The 14,524-nt window shown below is 68.7% G+C and carries 15 protein-coding genes; 4 read left to right on the forward strand and 11 right to left on the reverse strand.

Annotated features, from left to right (window positions below; all coding sequences use genetic code 11):
• The first annotated feature begins 23 nt into the window (after positions 1-23).
• Positions 24-761, forward strand: coding sequence for an aspartate/glutamate racemase family protein (locus GWK50_RS06445; protein ID WP_017404467.1), 738 nt, complete (start codon positions 24-26; stop codon positions 759-761).
• 155 nt (positions 762-916) lie between these two features.
• Here GWK50_RS06445 and GWK50_RS06450 read toward each other — a convergent pair whose 3' ends face one another.
• The 9 genes from GWK50_RS06450 to GWK50_RS06490 all read right to left on the reverse strand — a co-directional run bounded on the left by GWK50_RS06450 (position 917) and on the right by GWK50_RS06490 (position 8,606).
• Complete coding sequence (locus tag GWK50_RS06450; RefSeq protein WP_017404468.1) at positions 917-1,918, reverse strand: aldo/keto reductase; 1,002 nt, start codon at positions 1,916-1,918, stop codon at positions 917-919.
• A gap of 78 nt (positions 1,919-1,996) precedes the next feature.
• On the reverse strand, positions 1,997-2,956 hold the full coding sequence (locus GWK50_RS06455) for a Gfo/Idh/MocA family oxidoreductase (RefSeq protein WP_059400363.1): 960 nt from the start codon (positions 2,954-2,956) through the stop codon (positions 1,997-1,999).
• A gap of 40 nt (positions 2,957-2,996) precedes the next feature.
• Positions 2,997-3,869, reverse strand: a complete 873-nt coding sequence (locus GWK50_RS06460; RefSeq protein WP_059400364.1) for a class III extradiol dioxygenase subunit beta — start codon at positions 3,867-3,869, stop codon at positions 2,997-2,999.
• A gap of 1 nt (position 3,870) precedes the next feature.
• On the reverse strand, positions 3,871-4,320 hold the full coding sequence (gene ligA / locus GWK50_RS06465; protein WP_059400365.1) for a protocatechuate 4,5-dioxygenase subunit alpha: 450 nt from the start codon (positions 4,318-4,320) through the stop codon (positions 3,871-3,873).
• Positions 4,321-4,332: 12 nt separating this feature from the next.
• The gene (locus GWK50_RS06470) at positions 4,333-5,253 is read right to left on the reverse strand and encodes an amidohydrolase family protein (protein WP_059400366.1); all 921 of its coding nucleotides are present in this window, start codon (positions 5,251-5,253) and stop codon (positions 4,333-4,335) included.
• Positions 5,250-6,182, reverse strand: a complete 933-nt coding sequence (locus GWK50_RS06475) for a DUF1932 domain-containing protein (protein WP_017407889.1) — start codon at positions 6,180-6,182, stop codon at positions 5,250-5,252. The genes GWK50_RS06470 and GWK50_RS06475 overlap by 4 nt, the downstream gene beginning before the upstream one ends.
• Before the next feature lie 11 nt (positions 6,183-6,193).
• Positions 6,194-6,877, reverse strand: coding sequence for a 4-carboxy-4-hydroxy-2-oxoadipate aldolase/oxaloacetate decarboxylase (gene ligK / locus GWK50_RS06480; protein ID WP_059400367.1), 684 nt, complete (start codon positions 6,875-6,877; stop codon positions 6,194-6,196).
• A gap of 1 nt (position 6,878) precedes the next feature.
• The gene (locus GWK50_RS06485; RefSeq protein ID WP_059400368.1) at positions 6,879-7,913 is read right to left on the reverse strand and encodes an amidohydrolase family protein; all 1,035 of its coding nucleotides are present in this window, start codon (positions 7,911-7,913) and stop codon (positions 6,879-6,881) included.
• A gap of 33 nt (positions 7,914-7,946) precedes the next feature.
• Positions 7,947-8,606 carry a substrate-binding domain-containing protein gene (locus GWK50_RS06490; protein ID WP_017404923.1) on the reverse strand — a complete coding sequence of 220 codons (660 nt, stop codon included), beginning with the start codon at positions 8,604-8,606 and terminating at the stop codon, positions 7,947-7,949.
• A 125-nt stretch (positions 8,607-8,731) separates the two neighbouring features.
• Between GWK50_RS06490 and GWK50_RS06495 the strand changes: the two genes are divergently transcribed.
• From GWK50_RS06495 to GWK50_RS06505, 3 genes are all read left to right on the forward strand, one after another.
• Positions 8,732-9,643 carry a LysR substrate-binding domain-containing protein gene (locus GWK50_RS06495; protein WP_017404924.1) on the forward strand — a complete coding sequence of 304 codons (912 nt, stop codon included), beginning with the start codon at positions 8,732-8,734 and terminating at the stop codon, positions 9,641-9,643.
• A 331-nt stretch (positions 9,644-9,974) separates the two neighbouring features.
• Positions 9,975-11,141 (forward strand): ABC transporter substrate-binding protein, encoded by a 1,167-nt coding sequence (locus GWK50_RS06500; protein ID WP_026062255.1) that lies wholly within the window; start codon positions 9,975-9,977, stop codon positions 11,139-11,141.
• A gap of 405 nt (positions 11,142-11,546) precedes the next feature.
• On the forward strand, positions 11,547-11,843 hold the full coding sequence (locus GWK50_RS06505) for a hypothetical protein (RefSeq protein WP_017404926.1): 297 nt from the start codon (positions 11,547-11,549) through the stop codon (positions 11,841-11,843).
• A 55-nt stretch (positions 11,844-11,898) separates the two neighbouring features.
• Here GWK50_RS06505 and fahA read toward each other — a convergent pair whose 3' ends face one another.
• Positions 11,899-13,221 carry a fumarylacetoacetase gene (gene fahA / locus GWK50_RS06510; protein WP_017404927.1) on the reverse strand — a complete coding sequence of 441 codons (1,323 nt, stop codon included), beginning with the start codon at positions 13,219-13,221 and terminating at the stop codon, positions 11,899-11,901.
• Positions 13,218-14,504, reverse strand: a complete 1,287-nt coding sequence (gene hmgA / locus GWK50_RS06515) for a homogentisate 1,2-dioxygenase (protein WP_026062256.1) — start codon at positions 14,502-14,504, stop codon at positions 13,218-13,220. Before hmgA ends, fahA begins: the two co-directional genes overlap by 4 nt.
• Positions 14,505-14,524: the final 20 nt, after the last annotated feature.

Raw genomic sequence — 14,524 nt, forward strand, 5'->3', positions numbered from 1 at the left:
CCCCAACTGAAGGGCGCATCGGCATGACCGCCCCAGCACTCGACTACGGATCGGGCGGGCGCATCGGCGTGCTGCTGCCCTCCGTGAACCAGGCCGCCGAGCCGCAACTGCGCGCGATGCTTCCCGCCGACATCGCCATCGCGGTCACGCGGCTGAAGCTCGTGGACAGTTCGGAGGCGAGCCTGCTGGGCATGGCCCGGGATGTCGAGCCGGCGGCCGAGCTGCTCGCGGACGCGGGCGTCGACATCGTGGTGTTCCATTGCACCGCCGTGTCGACCTACAGCACCGAGCTGGAGGCGTCGATTCTCGCGCGCATCCAGTCCGCGACTGGGCTGCCCTGCGTGGCCACGTCGCAGGCCCTGGTGGCGGCGCTGCAGGCCCTGCCCGCGCGGCGCGTGGTGCTGCTCTCCCCGTACACGGCGGCCGTCAATGACCGGGAGGCGGCTTACTTCGCCGAGCATGGATTCGAGATCCTCGGCAACGCCGGCCTGGATTGCCGCACCGGCCGCGAGATGATGGCCATCGCGCCGCAGGCGTGGCATGCGTTCGCCACGCGCCATGCCCATGCGCGGGCGGACGCATACGTCCTCAGTTGCACCACCGTGCGGACGGCCGAGACCATCGAGGCCCTGGAGCGTTCCCTGGGACGGCCCGTCGTCACGAGCAACACGGCGGTGGCCTGGTACTGCATGCGCAAGCTTGGCGCGCTGCCGGGGGTTCCAGGCTACGGCCGCCTGCTGGCCCGCGCCGGAGCACCCTGACGCGGTCCGGGGCGCGGCCCGACCGCCGGAGGAGGGCGGGGTGAACCTCACAACCTCGCGCCTGGGCATTCCTGCCCTCGCACCGTGTGGAACCGGCAGCAGGGCGCCCGCAACACCGCGAAGGCGGGCTCGCGGACGCCAGGGGCCTTCGCGGTTCAGAAGGCTTCGGTGTCGACCTCGTTCGCGCTCTGCGCGCTGTAGCGCTGGCCGACCACGGTAAGTTCGTTGATCAGAACGTTCAGCCGCTCGATCACCGCGGCGTGCAGCCGCATGTTGGCGGCGCCCAGGTCGTCCAGCAGGTGTTCCACGCTCGTGGTGCCGGGAATGGGGACGATGTGGCCGCCCTGGTGCAGCAGCCAGGCCAGGGCCAGCTGTGCCGGGGTGCAGCCCGCGTCCCGCGCGATCCTGCGGTAGCCGTCCAGCAGCTTCAGGTTGGCCGCGTAGGCCTCGGGCGCGAAGCGCGGCATGGCGCGGCGGATGTCCTTCTCGTGGAGCGCACCCACGTCCACGAGTTCGCCGCAGAGGAAGCCGCGCGCCAGGGGACTGAAGGCAACGAAGGCCGCGCCCAGCTCGCGGCACGCGTCGAGCACCGCGATCTCCGGGTTGCGCGTCCACAGCGAGTACTCGGTCTGCACGGCGGCGACGGGGTGCACGGCGTGCGCGCGGTGCAATGTGGCGGCGGAGACCTCCGACAGGCCGATGGCCCGCACCTTGCCTGCCGCGACCAGCCGCGACAGCTCGCCCACCGAGTCCTCGATGGGCACCTGCTTGTCCCAGCGGTGCAGGTAGTACAGGTCGATCACGTCGGTGCCCAGGCGGCGCAGGCTGTCCTCGCAGTTGCTGCGCAGCGTGGCGGGGCGGCCGTCGATCACGCGGCGCGTCACGCCGTCCTCGCCCTTCACGCCGGCCATGCCGCCCTTGCTGCACAGGGTGATGCGCTGGCGATGGGGCCGGAGGACGCGGCCCACCAACTCCTCGTTGGCACCGAAGCCGTACAGCGCCGCCGTGTCGAACAGCGTCACGCCGGCATCCAGCGCCGCCAGCAGCACGCGCTCACCCGTGTCGGCGGAGACGGGCGCGCCGTAGGCGTGCGAGAGGTTCATGCAGCCCAGACCGATGGCGCTGACTTCGAATGGGCCGAGGGTGCGTGTCTGCATTGCGCTTCTCCCAGGAAGAACGCCCGCGGCGCTTGCCGTGCAGGCAGTGGAAACGATACAGTGCCAAATGGCGCGGACTCAGTTGAGTTGCCGTTCCAGGCCGTTCAGCACCTGGTAGCACGGCAGGACCTGTGCCACGCTGGCATTGGGCTCCCGGCCTTCCTTGATCGCGGCGAAGAACTCGCGGTCCTGCAGCTCGATGCCGTTCATGCTCACGTCGACCTGGCTCACGTCCACCGGCGTCTCGGGGCCCTTGCTGTGCGACTGCACCAGGTCGTCGTAGCGCGCGATGTAGGTGGCGGTGTCGCCGATGTAGCGGAAGAAGGTGCCCAGCGGGCCGTCGTTGTTGAACGAGAGGCTGAGCGTGCAGATGGCGCCGTTGGCTGCCTGCAGCTGGATGCTCATGTCCATCGCGATGCCCAGCTCCTTGTGAATCGGGCCCTGGATCGCGTTGGCCTTCACGATCGGGCTGCCGGCCTGGTAGGCGAACAGGTCCACGGTGTGGGCGGCGTGGTGCCACAGCAGGTGGTCGGTCCAGCTGCGCGGCTGGCCCAGCGCGTTCATGTTGGTGCGGCGGAAGAAGAACGTCTGCACATCCATCTGCTGGATATTGAACTCGCCCGCCTTGATCTTCTTGTGCACGTACTGGTGGCTGGGGTTGAAGCGGCGGGTGTGGCCGCACATGGCGACGAGGCCGGTCTGCTTCTGCAGGGCGGCGACCTTCTCGCCGTCGGCCAGCACGTCGCACAGCGGGATCTCGACCTGCACGTGCTTGCCGGCTTCCAGGCAGGCGATGGACTGGCTGGCATGCATCTGCGTGGGGGTGCAGAGGATCACCGCGTCCACTTCCTTGATGGCCAGGCTGTCTTCGAGCTTGGTGGTCACGTGCTGGATGCCATACTTGTCGGCCACTTCCCGGGTCTTGGCCAGGTCGCGGCTGACGAGGGAGACGACTTCGACACCGTCGATGTTCTTGATGCCGTCCAGGTGCTTGATGCCGAAGGCGCCGGCGCCGGCCAGGGCTACTTTGATGGTCATGGTGGGGGTCCTTTACGGGTTGATTCGAAATCAGCCAGCCTCAGGCGGGCTGATTCTCCAGGATCAGGTGGCCCACCGCGGTGTTGCTGGCGGGCACATGGAAGAAGCGGTACACCACCTTGGGCGCAGGTCCGCCAGCGACGTCGGCCATGGCGCCGCGGGCGATGAGCCACATCACCAGCTCGATGCCTTCGCTGCCGGCCTCGCGCACGTATTCGATGTGCGGCACCTTGGCCAGCTCGGCGGGCTCGGCGATGAGGCGGTCCAGGAACCGGTTGTCCCAGTCCTTGTTGATGAGGCCGGCGCGCGGGCCCTGCAGCTGGTGGCTCATGCCGCCCGTGCCCCAGATCTGCACGTTGAGGTCTTCGTCGAACGACTCGATGGCCTTGCGGATCGCCTTGCCCAGCTGGAAGCAGCGGTTGCCCGAGGGCACGGGGTACTGCACCACGTTGACGGCGAACGGGATGACCTTGCAGGGCCAGCGATAGTCGGACTGGGGGGGCTGACCGAACATCAGCGACAGCGGCACGGTGAGGCCGTGGTCCACGTCCATCTTGTTGACGATGGTGAGGTCGAAGTCGTCCTGGATGACGGACTGCGCGATGTGCGCCGCCAGCGCCGGATGGCCGTGGACGGCGGGCACAGGGCGCGGGCCCCAGCCTTCGTCGGCGGGCTGGTACTCGGCGGCCGTACCGATGGCGAAGGTCGGGATCATGTCCAGGCTGAACGCGGTGGCGTGGTCGTTGAAGACCAGGAACACCACGTCGGGCTTCTGGGCCTTTTCCCATTCCTTGGAGAAGTCGTAGCCCGCGAACAGCGGCTGCCAGTACGGTTCCTGGGTCTTGCCCAGATCGATGGCGGCGCCGATGGCGGGCACGTGGGAGGTGTAGACGGATGCGGTGATCTTGGCCATGTCAGTTGCTGCCCGTGGTTTTATGGCCGGCCTTGCCTTGGGGTTGGTGTTGCGGCTGGGCGTCGCCGTCCTCGCCGAGAAAACGGTTGCCCTCCGGGGAGCGGCCGCCACCGACCATCATGTTGCGGTATTCCTCCTCGGTCATGCCGGTCATGCTGCCGGCCATCTGCTGGAAGCTCTTGCCGTCGGTGGCGCCGATCTTGGCCAGGAAGTAGATGTTGCCGCCCGTGCGCATGCACCAGTTGAGGTCGCGGGCCAGCACGGCCTGCTTCTGTTCCTCGGTCATGGCCCATTCGTCGAGGTAGGCGCGCTCGTCGGCCTTGAAGCGCTCGCGGTTCTCTGCCTTCATCAGCGACATGCAGAACTGGTTGAGCCAGTAGCCTTTGCGGGACTGCTCGGCATCGAAGATGATGGTGCCGGGCACGTCGAGGTAGGGTTTGTCGAGGGACATGGCGCGCTCTCCTTACTTCGCCTCTTCGGGCCAATACAGGCGCATGGGGTTGTCCACGAGCAGCTTCTTTTGCAGCTCGGCCGTGGGCGCGATGTGGGGGATGAAGTCCACCAGCAGGCCGTCGTCGGGCATGTGGTCCTTGAGGTTGGGGTGCGGCCAGTCGGTGCCCCAGAGCACGCGGTCGGGGAACTCCTCCACCACCTTTCGCGCGAACGGCACCACGTCCTGGTAGGCCGCCTGCTCGCCGTTGAGCGCCTTCGGCCCGGTGACCGACAGGCGCTCGGGGCAACTGACCTTGCTCCACACGTTGGGGTGCTGGCGCATGAACTTCAGGAACAGCTCGAACTCGGGCCCATCGATGGGCTTGGTCACGTCGGGCCGGCCCATGTGGTCCACCACCACGGTGGTAGGCAAGGCCGTGAAGAAATCCCACAGCTCGGGCAGGTCCACCGCCTCGAAGTAGATCACCACATGCCAGCCGAGCTTGGCGATGCGGCCGGCGATCTCCAGCAGCTCGTCCTTGGGCGTGAAGTCCACCAGGCGCTTGACGAAGTTGAAGCGCACGCCGCGCACACCGGCGGCGTGCAGGGCCTGCAATTCTTCATCGGTCACCGAGCGCTTGACCGTGGCCACGCCGCGCGCCTTGCCACCGCTGGACAGGCAGGCATCGACCATGGCGCGGTTGTCGGCGCCGTGGCAGGTGGCCTGCACCACCACGTTGCGGGCAAAGCCCAGGTGGTCGCGCAGCGCGTACAGCTCGTGCTTCGAGGCATCGCAGGGCGTGTACTTGCGCTCGGGCGCGTAGGGGAACTCCGCGCCCGGGCCGAACACGTGGCAGTGCGCGTCCACGCTGCCGGGCGGCACCTGGAAGCGGGGCTTGCTGGGTCCGGCGTACCAGTCGAGCCAGCCTGGGGTTTTCGTGAAAGTGCTCATGCGGTGGGTTCCTTGAGAGATTGCAACAGGCGGTCGGCCTCGGCGCGCCAGTCGGCGGCGCGCGCGAATCCCGGAGCGCCGCGTTCGCCGAACGACCCGGCGTCCGCGCGGTCCGCCATCCAGGCCTGGCGCTCGGCTGTGCCCTGCGCGGAGAAGGCGGGCATGCCCGCTTCGCGCACCGTGTTCGCGGACTCGTGCATCTCCTCGCTGCGGCGGCGGCCATGCTCGATCACGCGCTGGAAGAAATAGGCGCCCTGCTTCTCCCAGTCGATGCCGGGAAAGGTCTCCTGGAGCGAGGCGATGACCGCGTCCTCCACGCCGTAGTGCCGCGCGGCCGTGAAGCTCTCGATCACCATCGCCTCCAGGCCCTTGACCATCACGCTGCGGCACATCTTGGTGGCCGAGGCCACGCCCAGCCGGTCGCTGACGACCTTGGCGACGAAGCCCAGCGGCGCGATGGCCTCGGCCAGCGCCCTGGCCGAGGCGCCGCCCAGCAGCAGCGGGACCTTGATGCGGTAAGGTGGAATGCTGGTCATCACCGCGCCTTCGACGTACCGGGCACCGGCCGCATCAATCAGCGCGCCGGCCGCCTGCTTGGCACCCGGGGAGGCCGAGTTGAAGTCCAGATAGAAGGCTTCCTTGCGCACCTGCGGAGCGCACGCCCGGGCCACGTCCAGCGTCTGGCTGGCGGTGACGGCGCTGATCACGAAGTCGGCAGTGGCCGCGAGCCGGGCGTGGCTGTCGAGCAACTCGACGCCATGGGCCCGCGCGTGCTCCAACAAGGGCCGTTGTAGCGCACCGCCGAGCTTGCGGTCGTAGGCCGAGACGCGCAGCCCCTGGGCGCGCAGGTCCTCGCAGAGAATGCGGCCGACCTCGCCGTAGCCGACGAGGCCGATGTGCCAGTCCTGCGCCGATGCGGGGATGGGCATGGCGTAGGTCCTCAGTCGATGTAGCGCAGCCCGGCCTTTTCGAGCCCGGGGCGCATGTTGTACATATCCAGGCCGAGCACGCCCGAGGCGAGCTTGGCGCGTTTCTCGCCCTCGAAGCTCTCGCGCTTGCGCGCGGCCTCGAGCGTCTCGGCGGCGCGCGCGGCGGGCACGCAGACCACGCCATCGTCGTCGGCCACGATCACGTCGCCCGGCGTGACCCACATGCCGGCGCACACCACCGGGATGTTGACCGAGCCCAGCGTGGCCTTGATCGTGCCCTTGCTGGAAATGGCGCGGCTCCACACGGGGAAATTCATCTCCTGCAGGGTCTTCACGTCGCGCACGCCGGCGTCGATGATGAGCGCCCGCGCACCGCGCGCCTGGAACGAGGTGGCCAGCAGGTCGCCGAAATAGCCATCGGTGCATTCGGAGGTGACGGCCGCCACCACCACGTCGCCGGGCTGGATCTGCTCGGCCGCCACGTGCATCATCCAGTTGTCGCCGGGCTGCAGCAGCACGGTGACGGCTGTGCCGCTGACCTGCTGGCCGCCGTAGATGGGGCGCATGTAGGGCTTGAGCAGGCCCACGCGGCCCATGGCCTCGTGCACGGTAGCCGAGCCGAGGGCAGCCAGGCCGTCAGCGGCTGCGCGATCGGCGCGGGTGATGTTGCGGTAGACAACGCCTAATTCGTACATGTCAGAGCCCCTTTGCCTTCAGTCGTGAATCGAGTCGGGAGAACACGCGGCGCACATTGCCTTCGTAGATCTGGTGCTTGTCGTCGCCGCTCAGGATCTTCGACGCTTCGATGTAGCGCTTGGTGTCGTCGTAGTAGTGGCCGGTGGTGGGGTCGATGCCGCGCACCGCGCCGATCATTTCGGAGGCGAACAGCACGTTCTTCACCGGGATCACGGTGTTCAGCAGGTCGATGCCCGGCTGGTGGTACACGCAGGTGTCGAAGAAGATGTTGTTCAGCAGGTGGTCTTCGAGCAGGGGCTTCTTCATCTCCTGCGCCAGGCCGCGGAAACGGCCCCAGTGGTAGGGCACGGCACCGCCGCCGTGCGGGATCAGGAACTTGAGCGTGGGGAAGTCCTTGAACAGGTCGCCCTGGATGCACTGCATGAAGGCCGTGGTGTCGGCGTTCAGGTAGTGCGCGCCCGTGGTGTGGAAGCACGCGTTGCAGCTGGTGCTCACGTGGATCATGGCGGGCAGGTCGTACTCCACCATCTTCTCGTAGATGGGGTACCAGTGGCGGTCGGTCAGCGGCGGGCTGGTCCAGTGGCCGCCCGAGGGGTCGGGGTTGAGGTTGATGCCCACCGCGCCGTATTCCTTGACGCACTTCTCCAGCTCGGGGATGCAGGTCGCGGGGTCCACCCCGGGGCTTTGCGGCAGCATGGCCACGGGCACGAAGTTGTCGGGGAACAGGGTGGAGACGCGGTGGCACAGCTCGTTGCAGATGGCCGCCCAGGTGCTGGAGACATTGAAGTCGCCGATGTGGTGGGCCATGAAACTGGCGCGCGGCGAGAACAGCGTGATGTCGCTGCCGCGCTCCTTCATCAGGCGCAGCTGGTTGGTCTCGATGGACTCGCGCAGCTCGTCGTCGCTGATCTGCAAATCGGCGACCTTGGGCATGGCGGCCGGGTCCTTGATGCCGGCGATCTGCTGGTTGCGCCAGTTCTCCAGCGCCTTGGGTGCCGTGGTGTAGTGGCCATGGCAGTCGATGATGAGGCTCATTGCGTTGTGCTCCTTGGATCTTGGTGTTCGGGTTCAGGCAGGGTCCATGCCCTGGCGTTGCTTGGCTTCGGCCGCCGCTGGCGATGCGAAGAAGTCGAGCAGCGCCTTGGCGGCCTCGGGCTGCTGGCTGGAGGCAGCGACGCCCGATGAAAAAATGGTGGTGATCTGGATCGCAGGCGGCAGCGGGCCCACGATGGTGATGCCCTCCACGTGCAGCAGCTCGCTCAGTTGCTGGAAGCCGAGCTCCACATCGCCACGTGCCACCAGGGAGCCCACGGGCACGCCGGGCGGGGCCTGCACCATGCGGCCGGCCACCTGGTCGGCAATGCCCCAGCGCTCGAACAGTTTCGCCAGCGCCACGCCGCTCGGGCCGGTGGAATAGCTGATGCTGCGCGCGGCCAGCACGGCACTGCGCACTGCGTCTTCCGAGCCGATGTCGGGCAGCGGCGCGCCCGCGCGCACCGCCACGGCCACGCCGGAGCGCACCCAGTCGGTCCTGCTGCCGGCCACGACGGCGCCGGCCGCGATGAGCTTGTCGATGGCGTCAGAGGCAAGCACCACCACGTCGAAAGCCTCGCCGGCCTGCACCCGCTTGGCCGCGTCCACGCCGCCCACGGCCTCGATGGCTGCGCGCTGGCCGGTCTGCTGCTCGTAGGCGGCCAGCAGCTCGGCCAACACCTGGCGGGTGGCCATGGAGGAGATTCCACGAAGCGGAGCATTCATAGGATTGTTTGGTGGCTAAGTATTTTGGGGTATTCTGCTGCAATTCCAGCTATACAAGAAGTGGCGGATTGGTCTACCAGATATCTCATTTGTCGATGGATCTGAAGCAGCTCGAGTACTTTGTGCGGGTCGCCGAAATGGGCAGCTTCACCCATGCCGCGGCGGCCCTCGGCATGGCCCAGTCGGCCCTGAGCCGGCAGGTGCGCCTGCTGGAGGTGGAGCTGCGCCAGAACCTGCTGGTGCGCAATGGCCGCGGCGTCACGCCCACGGAGGCGGGCCGGTTGCTGGTCGACCATGGGCGGGGCATCCTGCACCAGATGGCCCGGGCGCGGGAGGACATGGAGCGCCTGCGCGGCGGCGTCTCGGGCGCCGTCGCCATCGGGCTGCCCAGCAGCGTGGCGCGCGCGATGGCGGTGCCGCTCATGCGCGCCTTCCGCAAGGAATTGCCGGAGGCTCGGCTCTCGATCAGCGAAGGGCTTTCGAGCGAACTCCTGAGAGGACTGGTCAGCGGTCGCCTGGACATCGTCGTGCTCTACAACGGCCAGCCGGTGCGCGATGTGGATGTGTCGCACCTCATGGACGAGGATCTGCTGCTCGTGCGCGCCCGCCCGCGCGGGCTGGCCGAGGACCCGCCGCCCGGCCCCATCGCGCTCGCCGAGCTCGCGCGGCTGCCGCTGGTCATTCCCTCGCGCCCCAACGCGATCCGCATGCACGTGGAAGCCGAGATGGCGCTCATCGGCTGCCGGCCCGAGATCGCGCTGGAGATCGACGGGGTCGCCGCCATCCTGGACATGGTGGCCGACGGGGCCGGGTACGCGGTGCTGCCGCGCAACGCGCTGCTCAATTCGCCTGTTCCTTCTGCCTACAGCGCCCAGGTCATCGGTGCGCCGCCGCTGCGCATAGCGCTGTCCCTGGCGACCAGCCTGCAACGCCCCGCCACGCAGGTCCAGAAGACCACGCTGGACCTGGTGCGGCTGACGGTCTCCGAAGTCCTCCGGCCGGCGTGAAGGCCCGGTCGGCCCGGCTCGGCGTGTCCGATGCCCGCCGGGCCGTCCGTGGTGACAGCCTTGCAGGCCACGGCCTTTCGGCGCATATGGCCCGGTGCGGCGCAGCCGCCCTCGGCGAGATGCAGGACGCATGCGGGCAGTACCCCGCCCGGCGATGCAGGCCTCTGTCCGTGCGGAAGTCGCACCCGCGCGGCGGACTCACATTGACTGAGACTCAATCTATCAAGCGCGCGACAAAGTGTTTAGAGTCGCCTCGCAAAAAGTCAGCGCGACCGGCCGGCGTGGGGCTGCGGCACCGATCGCGCGCACCAATGATGGAGAGAGGCAGACAATGAACACTGAACCTACGGGTACCGACCGAGCGCGGCGCCGCACCTTTTCGTGCATCGGAGGGGTGCTCGCAGCGGCGGCCGTCGGATTGCCGTTCCGAGCGCGGGCGGCGGCGCGCGAGATCCAGATCGCGATGCTGCTTCCTTTGCAGGGAGGACAGGCGCGCCAGGCCGAGATGATCAGGCAGGGCGTGGACGGAGCGCTCGAACAGGCGAACCGCGCTGGAGGGATCCGGGGGCAGCCCGTCAAGCTCCTGGCCATCGACAACGGGTACCAGGCCGAGAAGACCGTCGAGGCCATCGGGTCGCTGGCGGCAAGGGAATCCGTCGTCGCGGTGACCTCTTTGTTCGGCGGCCCGATCATCGGCGCCGCCATTCCGGCGGCGACCCGCGCGGGCGTGCCGATCGTCGGCGTGCTGCACGGAAACGATGCATTCCGCCGCCCGGGGACCGAGATCGTCACCCATGTGCGAGCGACGTTCGACGCGGAGACCCGCGCGATCGCCGCGTTGTTTCCCACCATTGGCCGGAGCCGCTTCGCCGTGCTGCACGCGACCGACAACTCGGGCACGGCGTTCCGCGCGCAGTTCGAGTCGGTGCTGAAGGCGCAGGGACTGCCGCTCGTCGCCGCCGTGCCCTATGCGCGGGACGCCACCGACTACACCGAGCAGGCGCGGAGCATCGAGCGCAGCGGCGCCGACGTAGTAGTGGTCGGTGGCGTGACCGCGACCGGGATCGCCGCCATCCGCGCCAAGGTGGCGACGAAACTGTGGGCGCAGATGGTCTGCCTTTCCACGGTCGATGAGCGCTCGGTGTGGGAGCAAGTGGGCGCCGATGCGGTTGGCACGGCCTTCTCCAGCGTCGTGCCGAACCCCTATGCGACGCTGCTTCCCCTGGCGCGCGAATACCAGGCAGCGATGAAGGCCCGGAACTACGACCGGCTGTCCCTCAGTTCGTTCGAAGGCTACATCAACGCGCAGGTGCTGCTGGAAGGCCTGCGGCGCGCACCCGGGCTGACGCGCCCCGCGCTCCAGGCCACCCTGCGCGCGATGCAGGGGGTGTCCCTCGGCGGCGTCTCCTTCTCCGCGCCGACCGAGGGAAAGATCGCCAGCGGCATCGACGTGGCCGACATCCTGGTGATGACGCACAACGGACGCATGCTGCGCTGAGTACGCGGCCGGGACGGCTCGGATCCCAGCGCCGCTGCGCATTGGCGGCCGCGCCGCCGCGCGTGGAGCGACCGGCCATGTGCCCCGGCCGTACCTGCATGTGCCTCGGGGCGCGGATGGGTCTGCGGCGCACGACATCCGCCGGCGGGAGAGGAGGGCCGCAGCGGTGGATCGCTTCCGGCCGTACCCGCGGATCCCCCGCGTCGGAGGGCGGCGCGGGTGCGTCCGGGTTTGCGCGAGATCAACATTCGTCCAGGACGCCGCCCGCGGCGGTTGACGGCCGGCCGCGGCAGGCCTAGATTAATAGTTAGGCGACTAACAAAAAATCGCCTGCGCCTGCGGAGACGGCAGAACCTGCAGGGCCGCCCAGCCTGCATCCGCCGACGATGGCAGAAAGGAACGATCATGGACAAGCTTCTGGGGATTCTCGTGATTTTGACGCTTCTTGGCGGTGCGGCCACGCTGCTGTGGCTGAACCTGCAACCCGAGTGGTGGAGGCTCCGGCATCCCGGCGCGCTGGAACTGCGGAAGTTCACCGCCCGGCGTCAGGTGCAGGCGGCAAGGACCCAGGACGACCTGCCGGCGACCCGGGCGGCGGAAGTCCGGTGCACGTTCTGCGACCACGCGCCGGCATGCGCGCAGCGCCTGGCGGCCGGGCACACGACGCCGGTCAGCGAGTGTCCCAACCTGCCTCGCCGCTGAATTGCAGGACGCGCCCGGGTGCCAGCTTGGCAGTGCAGGGCAGCGCGCGGCGAGGCTAGGGTGCGCGCTTCGGCGCGTGGATGGTGCTGGCGCATGCGCCGAAGCCGATGCGTCGCGCTCCGCTGCGTTCGCACCAGGCGCGCAGGATGACGGTGTCGCCGTCCTCCAGGAAGGTTCTGTGCTCGCCCGAGGGCAGGGCGATGGCCTGCCGTCCACCGGCAGTCCGCTCGAGGAGCGAGCCGGCCTGTTCTGGATGTGGCCCGGACAGCGTGCCCGATCCGAGCAGGTCGCCAGGCGCGAGGTTGCAGCCGCCGACCGTGTGGTGGGCCACGAGCTGGGCGGGGGTCCAGTAGGCGGCCTCCACGAAGCTCGAGCGCGACAGGCGCGCTGGCAGCAGGCCCGACCGGGCCATCGCCTCGGTCTGGAGCAGCACCTCGAGCTGCACATCGACCGAGCCGCTGGCCCGGTTCCGTTCGGAATTCAGATAGGGCAATGGCTCGGGGTCGCCGGGCGCACGCGGACAAGCGGCCCGGAACGGCGCCAGCGCCTCAAATGTCACGACCCACGGGGCGAGCGTGCTGCCGAAGTTCTTGGACAGGAAGGGCCCCAGCGGCTGGTACTCCCAGGGCTGGATGTCGCGCGCCGACCAATCGTTGAACAGCGCGACCCCGAACAGGTGGCTCTCGGCGCTGCCGATGGCAATGGGCTCGCCGCGCCGGTTGCCCGGGCCCACCAGGAAACCGAGCTCCAGTTCGTAGTCCAGGCGCCTGCTCGGACCGAATTCCGGGTCGCCGGCCTCGGCCCTGCTCTGGCCGAGCGGGCGGTAGATCGGTTCGCCGCTGACGACCACGGAGGAACTGCGGCCGTGGTACCCGATGGGAACCCATTTGTAGTTCGGAAGCAGCGGTGCGTCCGGCCGGAACAACCGGCCGACGGCGGTGGCATGGTGGATGCCGATGTAGAAGTCGGTGTAGTCGCCGATGGCCGCGGGCAGGGCGTATTCGGCCGAGCGCTGGGCAAGAAGGCATCCCTCCAACCTGCCGCGCTCCGTGGCTCCCGTGCGCAGCGCGCGCGAGAGCGCCAGGCGCAGCGCCGACCACGCGGCGGGCCCCATGGCCATGAAGTCGTTGAGGCGCTTGCGCGAGGCGGCCACCGCGGCATCCCGCGCATCGCCGGCGAGTGCGCCGCTGGCGGCCGCGGCGGCCAGGTCGAGGATCTGGTCCCCGATGGCCACGCCGCCCCCAAACGGCCCGGAGGAGCCGCGCCGGCGGAAGACGCCGAAGGGCAAATTCTGGATCGGGAAATCCGTCGTGTCCTCGTTCGCGGACCCGACCCAGCTGCGCAGGTCCGGCGCGTGGGTTTCGTTCACCCGCGTCATGGCCGCGCCGGATCGAAGTGCTTCCCGAGGTTCTGCCAGCAGCGGAAATAGTCCTCCTGCAGCTGGGCGGTCTCCAGGGCGAACGTCGTCGGCCTGAAGACGTCGCACGACTCGAACATGAAGGCCATCGTCTCGGTGAGGTAGTCCGGCCGGGAGGTGTCAGCGGCACTGGCCTTGGCGAAGGTGTCGGCATCCGGTCCGTGCGCGCTCATGCAGTTGTGCAGGGACGCGCCGCCGGGCACGAAGCCCTCGGCCTTGGCGTCGTAGGCCCCGTGGATCAGCCCCATGAACTCGCTCGCGACGTTACGGTGGTACCAGGGCGGCCGGAACGTGTTCTGGGCCACGAGGATGCGCGGCGGGAACACCACGAAGTCGATGGTGTCGACGCCCGGGGTGTCGCTGACGGACTGCAGCACCAGGAAGATGGACGGATCGGGATGGTCGTAGCTGATCGAGCCGATGGTGTTGAACCGCCGCAGGTCGTACTTGTAGGGCGCGTGGTTGCCATGCCAGGCGACCACGTCGAGCGGGCTGTGGCCGATGCGCGCGCTCCACAGGTTTCCCTGGAAGCGCGCGACCAGCTCGAAGTCGCCTTCGCGGTCTTCGTAGGCCGCGACCGGCGTGCAGAAGTCCCGGGGATTCGCCAGCCCGTTGGAGCCGATGACACCGAGGTCCGGCAGCTTGAGGGCGGCGCCGAAGTTCTCGCACACGTAGCCCCGCGCCTGGGCGTCCAGCAGCCGCACCTGGAAGCGCACGCCCCGGGGGATCACGGCGATCTCCTGGGGCTCGAGCTGCAGACGGCCCATTTCCGTTGCCAGCTCGAGGCGACCAGCCTGGGGCACGAGGAGCAGCTCCGCGTCGGCGTCGTACAGGAACCGCGTCTCCATCGACCGGTTGGCGGCATAGAGGTGGACCGCGCAGGACGCGTTGCACGCCATCGTCGTCATGCCCTCGATGAAGTCCGTCGGCCGCTCGGGCATAGGAAGCGGGTCCCAGCGCAGCTGGTTGGGCGTCACGGGGCCGTCGCCGGCCCGGCTCGTCCACCGTCCCGCATCCACGAGGGCGAAAGGATGGTGCAGCGTCGAAGGCCGGATGCGGTAGAGCCAGGCGCGGCGGTTGGCGTGGCGCGGCGCGGTGAACGCCGTGCCGGAGAGCTGCTCGGCGTACAGGCCGTACGGCGCGCGCTGCGGGGAGTTGCGCCCATGGGGGAGCGCCCCGGGGAGGGCTTCGGTGGCGAACTCGTTGCACATGCCGGTCTGGTAGGCGGGTTGTGGTTCAGTCATGGCGATGGCCTGTCCTTGGT

The organism is Acidovorax sp. 210-6, assembly GCF_010020825.1.
GTDB classification, from domain to species: Bacteria; Pseudomonadota; Gammaproteobacteria; order Burkholderiales; family Burkholderiaceae_C; genus Simplicispira; species Simplicispira sedimenti.

Bases quoted from the DNA above. Each gene is read 5' to 3' on its own strand.
- GWK50_RS06445 (WP_017404467.1), top strand. From the start codon at position 24: ATGACCGCCCCAGCACTCGACTACGGATCGGGCGGGCGCATCGGCGTG.
- GWK50_RS06450 (WP_017404468.1), bottom strand. From the start codon at position 1,918: ATGCAGACACGCACCCTCGGCCCATTCGAAGTCAGCGCCATCGGTCTG.
- GWK50_RS06455 (WP_059400363.1), bottom strand. From the start codon at position 2,956: ATGACCATCAAAGTAGCCCTGGCCGGCGCCGGCGCCTTCGGCATCAAG.
- GWK50_RS06460 (WP_059400364.1), bottom strand. From the start codon at position 3,869: ATGGCCAAGATCACCGCATCCGTCTACACCTCCCACGTGCCCGCCATC.
- ligA (WP_059400365.1), bottom strand. From the start codon at position 4,320: ATGTCCCTCGACAAACCCTACCTCGACGTGCCCGGCACCATCATCTTC.
- GWK50_RS06470 (WP_059400366.1), bottom strand. From the start codon at position 5,253: ATGAGCACTTTCACGAAAACCCCAGGCTGGCTCGACTGGTACGCCGGA.
- GWK50_RS06475 (WP_017407889.1), bottom strand. From the start codon at position 6,182: ATGCCCATCCCCGCATCGGCGCAGGACTGGCACATCGGCCTCGTCGGC.
- ligK (WP_059400367.1), bottom strand. From the start codon at position 6,877: ATGTACGAATTAGGCGTTGTCTACCGCAACATCACCCGCGCCGATCGC.
- GWK50_RS06485 (WP_059400368.1), bottom strand. From the start codon at position 7,913: ATGAGCCTCATCATCGACTGCCATGGCCACTACACCACGGCACCCAAG.
- GWK50_RS06490 (WP_017404923.1), bottom strand. From the start codon at position 8,606: ATGGCCACCCGCCAGGTGTTGGCCGAGCTGCTGGCCGCCTACGAGCAG.
- GWK50_RS06495 (WP_017404924.1), top strand. From the start codon at position 8,732: ATGGATCTGAAGCAGCTCGAGTACTTTGTGCGGGTCGCCGAAATGGGC.
- GWK50_RS06500 (WP_026062255.1), top strand. From the start codon at position 9,975: ATGAACACTGAACCTACGGGTACCGACCGAGCGCGGCGCCGCACCTTT.
- GWK50_RS06505 (WP_017404926.1), top strand. From the start codon at position 11,547: ATGGACAAGCTTCTGGGGATTCTCGTGATTTTGACGCTTCTTGGCGGT.
- fahA (WP_017404927.1), bottom strand. From the start codon at position 13,221: ATGACGCGGGTGAACGAAACCCACGCGCCGGACCTGCGCAGCTGGGTC.
- hmgA (WP_026062256.1), bottom strand. From the start codon at position 14,504: ATGACTGAACCACAACCCGCCTACCAGACCGGCATGTGCAACGAGTTC.